Source organism: Pseudomonas maumuensis, assembly GCF_019139675.1.
GTDB lineage: Bacteria > Pseudomonadota > Gammaproteobacteria > Pseudomonadales > Pseudomonadaceae > Aquipseudomonas > Aquipseudomonas maumuensis.
In genome coordinates this window covers 2124988-2140262 of sequence record NZ_CP077077.1, presented here as the reverse complement: position 1 = coordinate 2140262, position 15275 = coordinate 2124988, and the positions used below count along the sequence as shown (strand labels likewise).

The window sequence follows — 15275 nt, the reverse complement described above, 5'->3', positions numbered from 1 at the left end:
CATGAACACCTTCCTCCCTCTTGGCCTGGCGGCCACCCTGGCGCTGACGGCCCTGTCCGGCCAGGCCGCCGAGCCCGCCCGGCCCGGCTGCGAGAACCTGCAGTGCATGGTCTGCCCGGCCCTGGCCGAACCGCAGCACTATGCCGAAGGGCGCATGAAGCTGATGCGCCAGATCGTCCCCGGCAAGGAGCGCTGGCTGTTCCGCTCGATGGTCGACCTGACCAACGACTTCGGCATTCCCGCGCCCATGCGCCCGGAGTTCGCCCGGCTGATGGACGCATTCCACCGCCAGGGCATCCAGGTGGCCATGGCGGTCCAGCCAACCCGCGGCCTGATGCACCGCGACAAGCTCTACGCCGACCAGTTGCATGGCTTCGACTTCGAGCGCGCCAGCCGCAACCTCGATACCTACCTGGGGCAACTGCGCCAGGGCGGCGCGGTGGTGGCGCCGATGATGCAGCTGGTGCGCCAGCCGCCTCAGGGCGAATACTTCTTCCGCCGCGACCACCACTGGACCCCGACCGGCGCCGAGGCCACGGCGAGGTTGATGGCCGAGGAGATCCGCCGCCAGCCGTTCTACAGTGGCTTGAGCAAGAAACGCTACAGCACCGAGCCCGGCGTGATGGTACCCAAGGACGGCACGCTGAACCTGGCCCTGAGCTACATCTGCGGCAACAACTACGGGTTCCAGTACGTACGCGGCTACCAGACCGTGCCAGTGGCCGATAGCAGCGATGCGCTGTTCGACGAAGCGCCCGACCCCGAGGTGATCCTGGTCGGCGACAGCAATGCCGCGGCCCGTGAGGACGAGAGCAAGCAGTTCAACTTCGACGGCTACCTGAAACAGTACCTGCAGGCGGATGTGCTCAACTACGCACTGCCCGGCGTGGGCGAGGACGGCTCGCTCCTGGAATATCTGCTGTCCGCCGACTACAAGCCCGAGGCGCCGCCCAAGCTGATCGTCTGGGAACTGCCGGCCAACTACCGCCTGGACTCGCCCTTGATGTATCGCCAACTGGTGCCGGCGATACACGGTGGCTGCAAGGCGTCCAAGGAGCTACTGGGCACGAAGCTGCAGCGGCCAGCCCTGAAGGTAGGCGAGCGCATCGAACTGCTGAGCAATGCAGGCAGTGCCCGGCAGGCGGTGTCCAAGGGCTTTCTCGACATCCGCCTGAGCGACAGGAACGTCAAGGACTTCTACATCATCGTCTATTACGACAACGGCGCCCGCGACAAGGTGTGGTTCCGTCGCGAGGCGGCGGTCGGTGGCGGCCAGTACTACCTGGAACTGAGCCGGGCGCCCGAGTTCGCCGGCGCCAACCTGCTCTCGGTATTCCTCGAGCCGACCAAGGCCGGCACCGCCGCCACCGATGTGGAGACGCGCCTGTGCCTGTGAAATCGATAATAGGGGCTGCTGCGCAGCCCATCGCCGGCAAGCCGGCTCCCACAGGGGAATGCACGGCACTTGTGGGAGCCGGCTTGCCGGCGATGGGCCGCAAAGCGGCCCTAGGGGTGCCCCTGCTGCTTGCAATCGCCCTGCTGCCCCTGCCCGGCCATGCTGCGCAAACCATCTGGCCCGCCCGCGCTACCGCGCAATCGGCCCTGATCGCCGACTACCACAGCCTGACCTGCAGCAAGCAACCGCCACCACCCTATACCGGCAGCCTGCACCTGCAGAGCAAGTACGACCAACGCGACGCCAGCAAGTCGACTTTGCGCGCCGCGCCCGACGCCGACAGCGAGCGCATTGCCCGGCAGGTCAAACAGTTCATCGCAGGCGTGATCCAGGCCGGCAAGCGCTTTCAGAAGGCGAAAAAGCCCCAGGAGGCCAACATGGCCCTGGCCTGCCAGGAGCAGTGGCTGGAGCATTGGGCGCAAGCCGGTGCCCTGCTCGATCCGGATGCCAGCAACACCGGCATGGCGGCGCGCAAGTGGGCGCTGGCGGCCATGGCCGGCGCGGTGCTGTTGACCCAGGCGGCCGCCGACGGCAAGGTCCGCCTCAGCCCCGTACAACACCGTTGGTTCAGCCAGCTTGGCGAACAGGTGATCCGCGAGTACGACCCGCGCCGCCAGTCCACCACTGTGTACTTCAACAACCACGACTACTGGGCCGCCTGGGCGGTGGCCGCCGCCGGCATGCTGGTGGGCCGCGACGATTTCATCCGCTGGGCCGACGGCAACCTGCGCCGGGGCCTGGCCCAGGCCGTGCGCAGCGGCAACCAGGCCTACCTGCCGCTGGAGGTGGCGCGCAGCAGGCTGGCCGCCAACTACAGCCAGTACGCCCTGGTGCCGCTGGTGCTGCTGAGCGAATCGGCGCGCGCCAATGGCCTGGCCTGGAGCGACGACGACCAGCGCATCCTCGACCAACTGGCCAGTTTCGCCGCAAGCAGCGTGCTCGCCCCGGACACCCTGCCCGAGCTCAAGGGGCAGCGCCAGGCCGAAGTCGCGCCGTACAAGCTGGCCTGGCTGATCCCGTTCCTCGCCCGCCGGCCAGGGCACGCCCTCGCCCGCCAGCTGTACGACAGCGAGGACGGCGAGGTGGACAACTACAGCCAGATCGGTGGCCTGCTCAAGCCGGCCTACCCCATCCTGCCTTGATCAAGGACGTTCCCATGGCACCGTTCAGCCGCTTTTCCCTCACCTGCCTGGCCGCCCTGCTGCTGGCGACGACCGCCCAGGCCGCGCCGGTGATGGACACCCTGCCCCAGGCGCAGCACCAGCAACAGCTGGACCAGCTGCGTCGCCAGGTCCGCCAGGCCGTAAGCTTCGAACAGGCCCGTCGAGCGCCTCCCGCAGGCCGCGCCAGCGTGAGCCTGCAACCGATGTTCTCGTCCCAGGCCGGCAGCTGGCCGTTCGAGCCGTTCGTCAACAATGGCCTGTTCCGCGCCATCGCCGGCTACCAGGCGCACCACCCGCAGGCCGTGGTGCTGCGCGGTGGCAGCATCACCCTGGCGCAACTGCATGACGCGCTGCGCGATCCGCGGGTGCTCAGGCCCTACAAGGATGGCTACCTGCTCAGCTACCCGCTGATGATCGGCGCCGATGCCGGGCTGCTGCTCGAGGGCGCCCATCTCTACCTGTACAGTTTTTCCGGCACCGCGCTGATCAACCAGGGCTGGTTGGGGCTGGAGCGTTCGACATTGGAAAGCGTGGCCGGCGACAAACCGGGCAACACCGATCGCGCCTGGCGCCCCTTCGTGGTGGCCTGGGCCGGCAGCCACACCCAGGTGATCGGCTCGACGCTCCGGCGCCTGGGCTACAACGCCAACCTATCCCGGGGCCTGAGCACCGCGCTGAGTACCCAGCAACCCGCCGGTACGCGCCCCGCCACACTGCTGATCGAAAGCAGCCAGTTCAGCGAATTGTCCAGCGCGGTCGAGCTGCAACACAGCCAGGCGACCATCGCCGGCAGCCGCTTCGAAGGCTCGCAGCAATACGCCATCGACGCCCGCGACAGCCAGTTGCACCTGCATGACAATCAGGTGCGGGGCATCGACAACAACAGCGGCGTGCGCCTGCGCGGCCAGACCCGGGCGCTGGTCGAGGGCAACCTGATCCTTGGCGCCGCCAAGGCCGCCATCGAAATCAGCGACCAGCGCGGCGCCGTGTGGCTGGCGGGCAACCGTATCGGTGACAGCCGGGGCAACGGCATCCAGCTGCGCAACCTGGCGCCCACGCCCGAGGCGCCGCTGCTGATCGACGACAACCTGCTGGCCAGCAGCCAGGGCAGCGCGGTGGACGCCAGCGAGGTGGCGGCCCTGGCCCTGGTCGGCAATCGCATCGGCAACACCCCGGAGTACGCCGTCAGCCTGCGCAATGCCACGCCCCTGCCGGGCCCGCTGCTGCTCAGTGGCAATCGCCTGGGACAGGTGGGCAAGGCGGTGGTGCGGGTCGAGGGACTGCGGGAGGTCGAGTTGGGGAACAATACCTTCGACGGCAAGGCGCTGCTGCAGAACCTGCTGGCTGGTGACCTGCTGGCGCTGCAGGGGCAGGTGCTGGAGGCGACGCTGGTCCAGGGGCGAATGGTGCGGCTGCGCCAGTAATAGCTCAGGCGACCGGGCGTTGCATGCGCACGAAACACTCGTCCATGCCCACTTCGACGAAGCCCCGGCGCTGGTACAGGCGCCGCGCCGGGTTGCTGGCGAACACCATCAGCCGCAGCCATGGCAGCCGGCGTTGCGCCGCCCAGGCGGCCAGTTCCTCCAGCACCCAGCCGCCCACGCCGCGGCCACGATACTCGGGCAACAGATGCAACTCGCGAATGAACAACGCCTGGCGATCCTGGCTGAGGCTGCAGAACCCCAGTACCTGATCGTCCTCGACCACCAGCCATTGCTCGCGCCAGCCCCAGGCCTCGTCGAAGGCTTCCTCGATCCACAGCAGGTCGAACTCGCGGTAGTACGGCAGCATGGCGCGGCGGGTGAGGTCACGGGCAAAGGTGCGGTGGTTATCAGTGGCGGGCATCAACTGAAGGGGCATCGACGGGCACACAGGTCAGAGGTTGTCGGTGGCGTAGCAGACTGGCGAACTGGCCGGGCCACGCCGCTCCAGCTCGTCCTCCAGCCACTGGGCCAGAACCTGGGCATTGTTGTGCTCGGTGTCCTTGCCAGCATACAGCAAGGTCAGGTCGCCTTTGCCGGCCAGGTCGAGCAAGGCGTACCAGTGCTCGGGATGGGCGGCCAGCTCCTGCCGGTAGCGCTGGGTGAACCCGGCGAAGTCGACCGCGCCGGCATGGAATGCCTTGCGCAGCGCATCGGACGGCGCCACTTCGCGCAGCCACTGCCCGTGCAGGTCGTCCTTGCGCACGTTGCGTGGCCACAGGCGATCGACCAGCACCCGCTGGCCATCCTGCGCATCGATGCTTGCGTAGACGCGTTTGCAGCGAATCATCGGACACTCCTGCGACATCGTTCCCCATCAAGCCTAGGGCCTTCTTTGATCGAGGTCACGGCCCAACAACGAATAGCTTCTATGCTGAACCCCTTCGGCACCATCGCCCGACGCCAACCGGAGCCCTCATGGCAACCCCGTCACTGGCCAGCCAGCCCGACCTGAGCCCGCCCACCTCTGGCCCACCCCTTGCCCACAAACCCGGACGCGCCACCCTTACCCTGTTCTTCGGCCTGCTACTTGCGGGCCTGGCCTACACCTTCTGGAGCCTCAAGCAGGATGTCAGTGCCAGCGGCACCGTCGTCACCACCGTCACCCCGTTCCTGCTGCTGGGCCTGGCCCTGCTGATCGCCCTGGGCTTCGAGTTCGTCAACGGCTTCCACGATACCGCCAACGCCGTGGCCACGGTGATCTACACCCATTCGCTGCCGGCTTCGGTGGCGGTGGTGTGGTCGGGATTGTGCAATTTTCTCGGAGTGCTGCTGTCCAGCGGCGCGGTGGCCTTCGGCATCATCGCCCTGCTGCCGGTGGAACTGATCCTGCAAGTAGGCTCGTCAGCCGGCTTCGCCATGGTCTTCGCCCTGCTGCTGGCAGCGATCATCTGGAACCTCGGCACCTGGTGGCTGGGGTTGCCGGCCTCGTCCTCGCATACCCTGATCGGCTCGATCATCGGCGTGGGCGTGGCCAATGCGCTGATGCACGGGCGCGACGGCACCAGCGGCGTGGACTGGACCCAAGCAAGCAAGGTCGGCTATGCCCTGCTGTTATCGCCGTTGATCGGCTTCGCCTGCGCCGCCCTGCTGCTGCTCGCTCTGCGCGCGCTGGTCAAACGCCGCGAGCTGTACCAGGCGCCGCAAGGCCAGACACCACCGCCTTGGTGGATCCGTGGCGTGCTGATCCTCACCTGTACCGGGGTGTCGTTCGCCCACGGCTCCAACGACGGCCAGAAAGGCATGGGCCTGATCATGCTGATCCTGGTCGGCACCCTGCCGATGGCCTATGCGCTGAACAAGACCATGCCCAACGAGCAGGCGCTGCAGTTCTCGGCCGTCGCTGAAGTCACCCGCCAGGCCTTGGTGCGCGCCGCGCCCGCCCCCACGCCGATCGACCCACGCCAGGTACTGACCGAGTTCGTCGCCACCGCCGAGGCCAGCCCCGAACTGCTACCGGCGCTCGCTGCGTTGACCGGCATGATCGGCGAGGAGGTCAAGGGCTATGGCTCGCTCAAACGCGTACCGGCCGAGGCCATGGCCAACGTGCGCAACGACATGTACCTGGCCAGCGAAGCCATCCGCCAGATCGACAAGCACCAACTGGCCCGCTACGACGCCGACACCGCCCGCCATGTACAACTGTTCAAGCGCCAACTGGACGACGCCACCCGCTATATCCCGCTGTGGGTCAAAGTGGCGGTGGCCATCGCCCTGGGCCTGGGTACCATGGTTGGTTGGCGGCGCATCGTGGTCACGGTAGGCGAGAAGATCGGCAAGACCCACCTGAGCTATGCCCAGGGGGCTTCGGCCGAGGTGGTGGCGATGTGTACCATCGGCGCGGCGGACCTGTTCGGCCTGCCAGTGTCGACCACCCACGTATTGAGTTCGGGGGTGGCCGGGACCATGGTGGCCAATGGCTCGGGGATTCAACGCAAGACCCTGGTCAACCTGCTGATGGCCTGGGTGCTGACCTTACCGGCGGCGATGATGCTGGCGGGGTGTCTGTACTGGCTACTCAACCAGCTCTTCTGATCCTGTAGGAGCGGCTTCAGCCGCGATCACCCGCAAAGCGGGTGCCAGGCTCCGCGTTGCCTGCATCGCGGCTAAAGCCGCTCCTACAGAGGTGAGGCGCGATCAAGCGGGAATTTTCAGGCCACTCTGCACGGCCGGGCGTTCGAGGAACCTGGCCAGCACCCGCTGCACTTCCTTGAACCTGTCGAACTCCACCAGCTCCCGCGCGTTGTAGCGCTCCACCAGGTTACGCACCCAGGGGAAGATGGCGATATCGGCGATGCTGTACGCATCGACCATCCACTCCCGCCCTTGCAGGTGGCGGTCGAGCACCGCCAGCAAGCGCTTGGATTCATTGACGTAGCGGTCACGGGGACGCTTGTCCTCATACGCCTTGCCGGCGAAGAAATGAAAGAACCCCACCTGGCCGAACATCGGCCCGATGCCGCCCATCTGGAACATCAGCCACTGCAGGGTCTGGTAGCGCTGGGCCGGGTCCTGGCTCAGCAACTGGCCGCTCTTCTCGGCCAGGTACTGCAGGATCGCCCCCGACTCGAACAATGGCAGTGGCTGGCCACCCGGCCCATTGGGGTCGATAATCGCGGGAATCTTGTTGTTGGCGCTCAGGGAGATGAACTCGGGGCTCAGTTGGTCTTCGGTTTCGAAGCTGACCTTGTGTACCTCATAGGGCAGGCCGATTTCCTCGAGCATGATCGAGACCTTGACCCCGTTAGGCGTGGCCAGCGAATACAGTTGCAGACGCTCGGGGTGCTGCGCCGGCCATTTGCCGGTGATGGGGAATGCGGAAAGTTCGGTCATGGGGGTGCCTTCGCGTTGGGAGCCTTCAATCTAGATGATCTTCGGCCATCCTGACCATCACCCAGTCACGGTGCCGCTCGTCGCCGCAGGGGAAGATCGCTTCCCCCACCTTGCGAAAGCCGTTGCGCTGATAGAAACCGATCGCCCGAGCGTTCAGTTCGTTGACGGTAAGGCGTGCCTGGCCATCGACCTGGGCAAGGGTGGTAGAGAGCAACAGCTGTCCGGCGCCCTTGCCATGGGCGCAAGGCAGTACATAGCAGCGGGAGATTTCCGCCAGCTGATCGGCTTCGGCAATGCCTAGCTCGCCGGGCGCCAGGTCGAGCATGCTGTAACCCAGTACCTGGCCATCCTGTTCGACCACCAGTAACCGCTTGTGCGGGTGCTTCAGGTGATCCTGGAAATGTTCGGGCTGCAGATGCTGGGCAATGTAGTGCTGCTGGGCGGTGACTGTGCTGTCGGGCGGGCTGGCCAAGGCGAAAGTGGCCTGGCCGACGCGGCTCAGGGCCAGGCAATCTTCGTCACGGGCCGGGCGAATCTGGTAGGGCATGGCAACATCCTGTCGGGCAGCCGGGTCACGCTCGACAATGCCAGCGCCACCCCATCGGTGCAAGTTTCAGGCGGCGCCATGGGCCTGGCGCTTGAGCTTCTCGGTGTCGACCCGCACGAACACCGAATCGGCGGTGACAGTCAGTACATCCCCGGCCCAGACCTCGCAGATCACCCGGGTCTTGCGCCCCAGCTCACCTTCGACCCGCGCCTTCAGCAACAGCTCGACGCCCATGGGCGTGGGCTTGAGGTAGGTCAGGCCGAGCTGGCCGGTGACACAGTCGATACGCGGCAGACTGCCCGGCTCGCGGCCTTCGGCACGGTAGTGGTAGGCCATGGCGGTCCAGTTGCAATGGCAATCGACCAACATGGCCAGCAGGCCACCGTAGACCAGGCCGGGCCAACCGGTGAAGGTCTGGTCAGGGGTATGCCGGCACGACAGGTGGACGCCATCGGCATCCCAGTGGCTTTGCACGTGCAGGCCGCTGGAATGGGAACAGCCGCAGCCATAGCAGATGCCTTCGGGGGCGGCGAGTTGTTGCAGGGAAAGCGTTTGTTCGGTCATGGGCGTCCTTGGCTTGTTGGCGTTGAACAGGAGGCTGGCTGCCGATGGTAGCGTCCTGCCTGCGCCACGCCAATCAGCGTGGCCCGGGAGGCGGCCCAGCCCTATCCTCGCGCAGTACCTGGCCGAACCAGGGTAAGCGTTACAGGCCCAGCTCTTCGGGGGTGGGCATGTCGCATTCGAAGGCAATCCAACCGCCTTCGAGCTCGGCGTGGCCATTGACGATCGGGCCGTAGTAGGTGAGGCCGTTCTCCAGCGTGACGCAGATATGCGTGGCGCCTTTTTCCGGTGCCGCGAGCGTACCGACGAAATGCACCTTCTTCAGGACCTCGGTTACCGCCTCGAGGCCCACGCGCATGTTGGCGTTTTCTGCGGCCTCGGTGTCGCCCCCACGGTCTTCGGCGCTAATGGTCACGGTGGCGATGTAGGGGTACTTGCTCAATCGGTTTGCCTCGTTGGAGTGGGTAGTTCGAATTGCCATAGGGTACGGCAGCGGTCATAACTTGTCTCTACTGCCCTCATCGCCGGTCGGCGCCCTCAGGTATGCGCGATCCCTTGCGTGGCTTGCCGACGACCAGGCCAAACCCACAACAGGAGATCCACATGGCCTCCCCCGCCCCGATCTGTTAGGGTGCCCGGCGATGCACGCCCCACCACGCGAGGATACCGAGTGAGCGCCGAACAACCCCTGATCGCCGACCTGTTCGAGGTCGACAAACGCCTGACCCTCAAGCCCGTCGTGGACTTCAACAGCTACCTGCGCAACGCCTTCGGCGACGGCCCCTGCCGCTGCCACCGCTGCGTCGAGGGCAATGGCGACGAGAACGGCTACGAGCACCGCCACAGCTTCGCACTGGAAGGCCGTACCCTGCACCGGCGCTTCGCCAACACCGCCGGCAGCGACGTTTTGATGGTGTTGAAGAAAGCCTGGCTGTCCTACACCAAGGCCGAGCTGATCACCGTCGGCGCGCTGGACATGACCACCCTCAAGGCCTTCACCGACGCCGCCCTGCACGAACGCCTGCTGGCCCTGCTGCCGGCCAGCGGCCTGGCGCGTGAAACCGAGGGCCAATGGCAGCTGCAGGTGCTCGCCGACTGACGGTCGCCCCGGCAGGATTCTCCCGCTCTGCTACCTTGGGAGAATCCTCACCCGCAGGTGACCCGCCATGGCCCGCACGACTCCCATCGAGCTGTACCGCAATATCGGCATCGTCGCTCACGTGGATGCCGGCAAGACCACCACCACCGAACGGATCCTGTTCTACACCGGGGTCAACCACAAGATGGGCGAGGTGCATGACGGCGCCGCGACCATGGACTGGATGGCCCAGGAGCAGGAGCGCGGCATCACCATCACCTCGGCGGCCACCACCGCCTTCTGGCAGGGCTCGACCAAGCAGTTCGAGCACAAGTACCGCTTCAATATCATCGACACCCCCGGCCACGTCGACTTCACCATCGAGGTGGAGCGCTCGCTGCGCGTGCTCGATGGCGCGGTGGTGGTATTCAGCGGCGCCGACGGGGTCGAGCCGCAGTCCGAGACGGTGTGGCGCCAGGCCAACAAGTACCATGTGCCGCGCCTGGCCTACATCAACAAGATGGACCGCCAGGGCGCGGACTTCCTACGCGTTGTGAAGCAGATCGACCAGCGCCTGGGCCACCACCCGGTGCCGATCCAGCTGGCCATCGGCAGCGAGGAAAACTTCATCGGCCAGATCGACCTGGTGAAGATGAAGGCCATCTACTGGAACGACGCCGACCAGGGCACCAGTTACCGCGAAGAAGCGATCCCCGCCGAACTGCAGGCCTTGGCGGACGAATGGCGCGCGCACATGATCGAAGCCGCCGCCGAAGCCAATGACGAACTGACCATGAAGTTCCTCGAAGGTGAAGAGCTGACCGTCGACGAGATCAAGGCTGCCCTGCGCCAACGCACCATTGCCAACGAGATCGTACCGACCATCCTCGGCTCGTCGTTCAAGAACAAGGGCGTGCCACTGATGCTCGACGCGGTGATCGACTACCTGCCCGCCCCGTCCGAAATCCCGGCGATCAAGGGCACCGACCCGGACGATGAAGAGAAGCACCTGGAACGCCACGCCGACGACAAGGAGCCGTTCTCGGCCCTGGCCTTCAAGATCGCCACCGACCCGTTCGTCGGCACCCTGACCTTCGCCCGGGTGTATTCGGGCGTGCTCAGCTCGGGCAATGCGGTGCTCAACTCGGTCAAGGGCAAGAAGGAGCGCATCGGCCGCATGGTGCAGATGCACGCCAACCAGCGCGCCGAGATCAAGGACGTGTGCGCCGGCGATATCGCCGCGCTGATCGGCATGAAGGACGTGACCACCGGCGACACCCTGTGCGACATGGACAAACCGATCATCCTCGAACGCATGGACTTCCCCGACCCAGTGATTTCCGTGGCAGTGGAGCCAAAAACCAAGGCCGACCAGGAAAAAATGGGCATCGCCTTGGGCAAGTTGGCCCAGGAGGACCCGTCGTTCCGGGTCAAGACCGACGAGGAAACCGGCCAGACCATCATCTCCGGCATGGGCGAGCTGCACCTGGACATCATCGTCGACCGCATGCGCCGCGAGTTCAACGTCGAAGCCAATATCGGCAAGCCGCAGGTGGCCTACCGCGAGAAGATCCGCAACACCTGCGAGATCGAAGGGCGTTTCGTTCGTCAGTCGGGCGGGCGCGGGCAATATGGACATTGCTGGATTCGCTTCGCCCCGGGCGACGAAGACAAGGAGGGGCTGGAGTTCGTCAACGAGGTGGTCGGTGGCGTGGTGCCGCGCGAGTACATTCCGGCGATCCAGAAAGGCATCGAGGAGCAGATGAAGAACGGTGTGCTCGCCGGCTACCCGTTGATCAATCTGAAGGCGGCGGTGTTCGACGGCTCGTACCACGACGTCGACTCCAACGAGATGGCTTACAAGATTGCCGCCTCCATGGCCACCAAGCAGCTCTCGCAGAAAGGCGGCGCGGTGCTGCTGGAGCCGGTGATGAAGGTCGAGGTGGTGACGCCCGAGGAGTACCAGGGCGATATCCTCGGCGACCTGAGCCGGCGCCGTGGGATGATCCAGGATGGCGACGAGACCCCGGCCGGCAAGGTGATCCGCGCCGAGGTGCCATTGGGCGAGATGTTCGGCTACGCCACCTCGATGCGCTCGATGACCCAGGGCCGGGCGAGTTTCTCGATGGAGTTCACCCGCTATGCCGAGGCGCCGGCGAGCATTGCCGATGGGATCGTGAAGAAGAATCGCGGGGAATAATCAGTTGCCTGTGCCGTCCTTTCGCGGTTTAACCGCGAAAGGACGGCATGTGAGATGCCATTTGACATTTTTACCAGTTGGCAGCCTCTTTAATGCATTGCAAAGTAGGCCTAGCAGATCAATAGCGAACGCCCAGACAAGGGTTGTATGGCATTACAGTCAGGCTTCATGCCCTCAACAACACTGTTGGCTACAGACTTGCCAAAGTCAGTTCTATACCGGCTACGCGGCTCCGGTAGTGAAGCACATGCCTACATGCCATACGGTTTCACGCCACAGACGACGCACCTGACACCGTCGCCATTGTTCAAAGGTAAAGCATGTGAATATCCTGCCTTGTACCTGCTGGGGCCAGGCTACCACCGCCCGTACAATCTGTACTCGATGCGCTTCCACTCACCCGACACCCTGAGCCCGTTCGGCCCGGGTGGCATCAACGCCTATGCGTACTGCTCCGGCGACCCTATCAACTACGCAGACCCGACTGGACATACCAGAACCAAGATCACTCGCTCCATATCGATCGCCGAGTTGCCACTAGACGAAGACACCGTCAACCGTATCCTACGGAACCATCGGTTCGTGAAAGAGGTAGAAAAAAACCTTAATCTTACAAGCAGCGATGGCCCACTTTACGATCTACCTGAAAAACTTATAAACAAACGACTTGACGCCTCCATTAATGACGCCCTTGAGAACCGCCCCGTAACCCAGCAAATGGAGGGCCAACCCAGCGCAATAGAGCTCTATTTTGAAGCTTACTCCACGGCATTGACGCTTGAAGCGAGATTCGAACTTCTTCGCAACAGAATAGGCCCCATGACATTTGACGAGAACGCTATTTTAAAAAAATACGCAAGGGACGCTGCTGTAGCACGAAGAAAGCTTCGAACACTCTTTAACAAGCATATTCAATTGTCCGAGACAATCAGGACAGCTGTTTAACCCTCCTGTACTGAACAGCTTGTGCAGATCGATCCGGGCTGACTCGGCCGCTCAAGGCTGCTCCCCCGCCCGCTTCAACAGTCTCTTGCAGCGCTCGGAAAGATGCACCACCCGCAACTGCTTACCCGCCTTGGCATAGCGCTCACGCAGGGTCTTGAGCGCCGCGATCGCGGAATAATCGACAAAACTCAGGTGCTGGCAATCCAGCGTCACCTTGGCCGGGTCGTTGGCCGGATCGAACTGGTTGAGAAACGGCGTGGTAGAGGCGAAGAACAGCGTGCCATGCACGTGGTAATGCTTGCCGCCCTCGGCGTCCTCATGACTGTCGGCATACAGTTCACGGGCGTGCTGCCAGGCAAAATTGATGGCAGCGATGACGATACCGAACATCACCGCCATGGCCAGGTCGGTGAACACCGTGACCACCGTCACCGCGACGATTGCCAGCACATCGCTCGCCGGCACCTTGTGCAGCACCCGCAGCGAGGCCCAGGCGAAGGTCTGCTGGGCCACCACGAACATCACCCCCACCAATGCCGCCAGCGGGATACGCTCGATCAGCGGCGAAAGGAACAGCACGAACAGCAGGATCATCACCCCGGCCACCACGCCCGACAGTCGGCCACGGCCATTGGAACTGAGGTTGATCACGGTCTGGCCGATCATCGCGCAGCCGCCCATGCCGCCACACAGGCCCGAGACCATGTTGGCCGCGCCCAGGGCCACGCACTCGCGGTCCGGGTAACCACGGCTCTCGGTGACTTCGTCGGTGAGGTTGAGGGTCAGCAGAGTTTCCAGCAAGCCGACCATGGCCATCAGCACCGCGTAAGGCGCGATGATCTTCAGGGTCTCGAGGTCCCAAGGGATATCCGGCAGCGCAAGCGCCGGTAGGCCGCCTGCGATGTGGGCCATGTCGCCGAGGGTCCGGGTCGGCAGGCCGAGCAGATAGACCAGCAGGCCCACGCCAAGGATAGCCACCAGCGCCGGCGGTACCGCGCGGGTCAGCTTGGGCAGTACGTACACGACCAGCATGGTCAGCGCCACCAGACCGATCATCAGGTACAGCGGCGTGCCCGTGAGCCATTGTTCACCCTGCTTGAAGTGCTCGAGTTGTGCCAAGGCAATGACGATGGCCAGACCGTTGACGAAGCCGAGCATCACCGGGTACGGCACCAGGCGCACCAGCTTGCCCAGGCGCAGCACGCCGAACAGGATCATCACCACCCCACCGAGCAGCACGGTAGCCAACAGGTACTGGACACCGTGCTGCACGACCAGAGCGACGATCACCACTGCCATGGAACCGGCGGCACCGGAAATCATGCCGGGGCGGCCACCGAACAGCGCGGTCAGGGTGCAGATGATGAAGGCGCCGTACAGGCCCATCAGCGGGTTGAGGTGGGCCACCAGGGCGAAAGCGATGCACTCCGGTACCAGGGCGAACGAAGTGGTGAGGCCGGCGAGCAGGTCGGCGCGTAGGCGTGCGGGTTTCATGGGGGTCCTGTAATCAGCCCCGGCGCAGAACGTAGCGTGGGAGCGCCTGAGGATTAAGCCTGAAGTCGAGGGCCGCGATGTTACGGAATTTGCCTGACTGCAACCACTGAAAAGCCGACCTATTGATGCCCCTGTGATCCACAGCCAGCAAGATGCCGACAAATTTGCCATCATGTCCATTCCACCCGCGGAGATCATGGACATGCCGCTACGCCCCCTCCTCGCCTCGCTGCTGCTGGCCGCCAGCCTCACCGCCCAGGCCGCAACCGAGGTCATTCCCCTGCAACACCGCAGCAGCGCCGAACTGCTGCCCACTGCCCAGTCCTTCCTCGGCAAGGACGGCAGCGTCAGCACCTTCGAGGACAAACTCATCGTCAACGCCAGCCAGGAACGCATCGACGACCTGCGCGCCCTGCTGCAGCAACTCGACACCGCGCCCAAACGCCTGCTGATCAGCGTCGACAACAACGACAGCAACTTCCAGGACAACCGCGGCACTGCCCGGGTCATCCGCTACGGCACCGCCAATCGTGAAGGCGGCATGCAGCAGGTACAGGCCAGCGATGGCCAGCCGGCACTGATCCAGGTAGGCCAGAGCATCCCCGTCACCAGTACCTCCACCGACGGTTACGGGCGCATCCAGAGCGACACCGAATACCGCAACGTCACCCAGGGTTTCTACGTCACGCCACGCCTGAGCGGTGACACGGTTCGCCTGCAAATCAGCACCAATAATGATCGAATGAGCCAGGAACGTGCCGATGTAGTGAAAGTGCAGAGCACCGACACGACCGTTACCGGCAAGCTCGGCGAGTGGATCACCCTGGCCGGGTTCAACCAGCAGAGCCAGTCCGAGCGCAGCGCGTCAAGCCTCAGTTACAGCACCCAGCGCGGTGAAAACATGACTTTACGTGTCAAAGTCGACCTTCTTGACTGAGCCCAGGCAATTCAAGGCCTCGACCGAAGGCCTTGAAACTGACTGCCAAGTCGCATTAGACCAAAGATGTAGTAAGCCAA

Annotated in this window: 15 protein-coding genes; 8 read left to right on the top strand and 7 right to left on the bottom strand. The window is 64.3% G+C overall.

What is annotated here, in order from left to right:
- Nucleotide 1 precedes the first annotated feature (1 nt).
- The 3 genes from KSS90_RS09865 (at nucleotide 2) to KSS90_RS09855 (ending at nucleotide 4043) form a co-directional block, all read left to right on the top strand.
- A complete protein-coding gene (locus tag KSS90_RS09865) occupies nucleotides 2-1396 on the top strand; it encodes an alginate O-acetyltransferase AlgX-related protein (RefSeq protein WP_217869204.1) in 1395 nt (464 codons plus the stop codon).
- 116 nt (nucleotides 1397-1512) lie between these two features.
- Entirely contained in the window at nucleotides 1513-2598 is a 1086-nt protein-coding gene (locus KSS90_RS09860) for a polysaccharide lyase (protein WP_225933148.1), read from the top strand.
- A gap of 14 nt (nucleotides 2599-2612) precedes the next feature.
- Nucleotides 2613-4043, top strand: coding sequence for a right-handed parallel beta-helix repeat-containing protein (locus KSS90_RS09855; protein ID WP_217869202.1), 1431 nt, complete (start codon nucleotides 2613-2615; stop codon nucleotides 4041-4043).
- 4 nt (nucleotides 4044-4047) lie between these two features.
- Here KSS90_RS09855 and KSS90_RS09850 read toward each other — a convergent pair whose 3' ends face one another.
- Both KSS90_RS09850 and KSS90_RS09845 read right to left on the bottom strand, forming a co-directional pair.
- Entirely contained in the window at nucleotides 4048-4479 is a 432-nt protein-coding gene (locus KSS90_RS09850) for a GNAT family N-acetyltransferase (RefSeq protein ID WP_217869201.1), read from the bottom strand.
- Between the two features lie 15 nt (nucleotides 4480-4494).
- Entirely contained in the window at nucleotides 4495-4890 is a 396-nt protein-coding gene (locus KSS90_RS09845; RefSeq protein WP_217869200.1) for a DUF488 domain-containing protein, read from the bottom strand.
- Between the two features lie 128 nt (nucleotides 4891-5018).
- Between KSS90_RS09845 and KSS90_RS09840 the strand changes: the two genes are divergently transcribed.
- Nucleotides 5019-6635: an inorganic phosphate transporter gene (locus tag KSS90_RS09840; protein ID WP_217869199.1), complete on the top strand. Its 1617-nt coding sequence runs from the start codon at nucleotides 5019-5021 to the stop codon at nucleotides 6633-6635.
- A gap of 102 nt (nucleotides 6636-6737) precedes the next feature.
- On the opposite strand, the gene KSS90_RS09835 is transcribed toward KSS90_RS09840, so the two are convergent.
- The 4 genes from KSS90_RS09835 to KSS90_RS09820 all read right to left on the bottom strand — a co-directional run bounded on the left by KSS90_RS09835 (nucleotide 6738) and on the right by KSS90_RS09820 (nucleotide 8983).
- Nucleotides 6738-7433: a glutathione S-transferase N-terminal domain-containing protein gene (locus KSS90_RS09835; RefSeq protein WP_217869198.1), complete on the bottom strand. Its 696-nt coding sequence runs from the start codon at nucleotides 7431-7433 to the stop codon at nucleotides 6738-6740.
- Between the two features lie 25 nt (nucleotides 7434-7458).
- On the bottom strand, nucleotides 7459-7980 hold the full coding sequence (locus tag KSS90_RS09830) for a GNAT family N-acetyltransferase (RefSeq protein WP_217869197.1): 522 nt from the start codon (nucleotides 7978-7980) through the stop codon (nucleotides 7459-7461).
- 66 nt (nucleotides 7981-8046) lie between these two features.
- Complete coding sequence (locus KSS90_RS09825; protein WP_217869196.1) at nucleotides 8047-8544, bottom strand: PaaI family thioesterase; 498 nt, start codon at nucleotides 8542-8544, stop codon at nucleotides 8047-8049.
- A 139-nt stretch (nucleotides 8545-8683) separates the two neighbouring features.
- A complete protein-coding gene (locus tag KSS90_RS09820; RefSeq protein ID WP_225933147.1) occupies nucleotides 8684-8983 on the bottom strand; it encodes a hypothetical protein in 300 nt (99 codons plus the stop codon).
- A 228-nt stretch (nucleotides 8984-9211) separates the two neighbouring features.
- Between KSS90_RS09820 and KSS90_RS09815 the strand changes: the two genes are divergently transcribed.
- From KSS90_RS09815 to KSS90_RS09805, 3 genes are all read left to right on the top strand, one after another.
- On the top strand, nucleotides 9212-9640 hold the full coding sequence (locus KSS90_RS09815) for a hypothetical protein (protein ID WP_217869194.1): 429 nt from the start codon (nucleotides 9212-9214) through the stop codon (nucleotides 9638-9640).
- A gap of 67 nt (nucleotides 9641-9707) precedes the next feature.
- On the top strand, nucleotides 9708-11819 hold the full coding sequence (fusA, locus tag KSS90_RS09810) for an elongation factor G (protein ID WP_217869193.1): 2112 nt from the start codon (nucleotides 9708-9710) through the stop codon (nucleotides 11817-11819).
- A 255-nt stretch (nucleotides 11820-12074) separates the two neighbouring features.
- On the top strand, nucleotides 12075-12764 hold the full coding sequence (locus KSS90_RS09805; RefSeq protein ID WP_263975102.1) for an RHS repeat-associated core domain-containing protein: 690 nt from the start codon (nucleotides 12075-12077) through the stop codon (nucleotides 12762-12764).
- Between the two features lie 51 nt (nucleotides 12765-12815).
- Here the strand turns inward: KSS90_RS09805 and KSS90_RS09800 are convergent, their stop codons facing one another.
- Nucleotides 12816-14258 (bottom strand): SulP family inorganic anion transporter, encoded by a 1443-nt coding sequence (locus KSS90_RS09800; protein ID WP_217869191.1) that lies wholly within the window; start codon nucleotides 14256-14258, stop codon nucleotides 12816-12818.
- Nucleotides 14259-14430: 172 nt separating this feature from the next.
- On the opposite strand from KSS90_RS09800, the gene KSS90_RS09795 reads away from it, so the two are divergent.
- On the top strand, nucleotides 14431-15195 hold the full coding sequence (locus KSS90_RS09795; protein WP_217869190.1) for a secretin GspD/PilQ domain-containing protein: 765 nt from the start codon (nucleotides 14431-14433) through the stop codon (nucleotides 15193-15195).
- Nucleotides 15196-15275 lie beyond the last annotated feature (80 nt).

Coding starts and splice junctions, on each gene's coding strand:
- KSS90_RS09865 (WP_217869204.1), top strand. CDS start 2: ATGAACACCTTCCTCCCTCTTGGCCTGGCGGCCACCCTGGCGCTGACG.
- KSS90_RS09855 (WP_217869202.1), top strand. CDS start 2,613: ATGGCACCGTTCAGCCGCTTTTCCCTCACCTGCCTGGCCGCCCTGCTG.
- KSS90_RS09850 (WP_217869201.1), bottom strand. CDS start 4,479: ATGCCCCTTCAGTTGATGCCCGCCACTGATAACCACCGCACCTTTGCC.
- KSS90_RS09845 (WP_217869200.1), bottom strand. CDS start 4,890: ATGATTCGCTGCAAACGCGTCTACGCAAGCATCGATGCGCAGGATGGC.
- KSS90_RS09840 (WP_217869199.1), top strand. CDS start 5,019: ATGGCAACCCCGTCACTGGCCAGCCAGCCCGACCTGAGCCCGCCCACC.
- KSS90_RS09835 (WP_217869198.1), bottom strand. CDS start 7,433: ATGACCGAACTTTCCGCATTCCCCATCACCGGCAAATGGCCGGCGCAG.
- KSS90_RS09830 (WP_217869197.1), bottom strand. CDS start 7,980: ATGCCCTACCAGATTCGCCCGGCCCGTGACGAAGATTGCCTGGCCCTG.
- KSS90_RS09825 (WP_217869196.1), bottom strand. CDS start 8,544: ATGACCGAACAAACGCTTTCCCTGCAACAACTCGCCGCCCCCGAAGGC.
- fusA (WP_217869193.1), top strand. CDS start 9,708: ATGGCCCGCACGACTCCCATCGAGCTGTACCGCAATATCGGCATCGTC.
- KSS90_RS09805 (WP_263975102.1), top strand. CDS start 12,075: ATGCCATACGGTTTCACGCCACAGACGACGCACCTGACACCGTCGCCA.
- KSS90_RS09800 (WP_217869191.1), bottom strand. CDS start 14,258: ATGAAACCCGCACGCCTACGCGCCGACCTGCTCGCCGGCCTCACCACT.
- KSS90_RS09795 (WP_217869190.1), top strand. CDS start 14,431: ATGTCCATTCCACCCGCGGAGATCATGGACATGCCGCTACGCCCCCTC.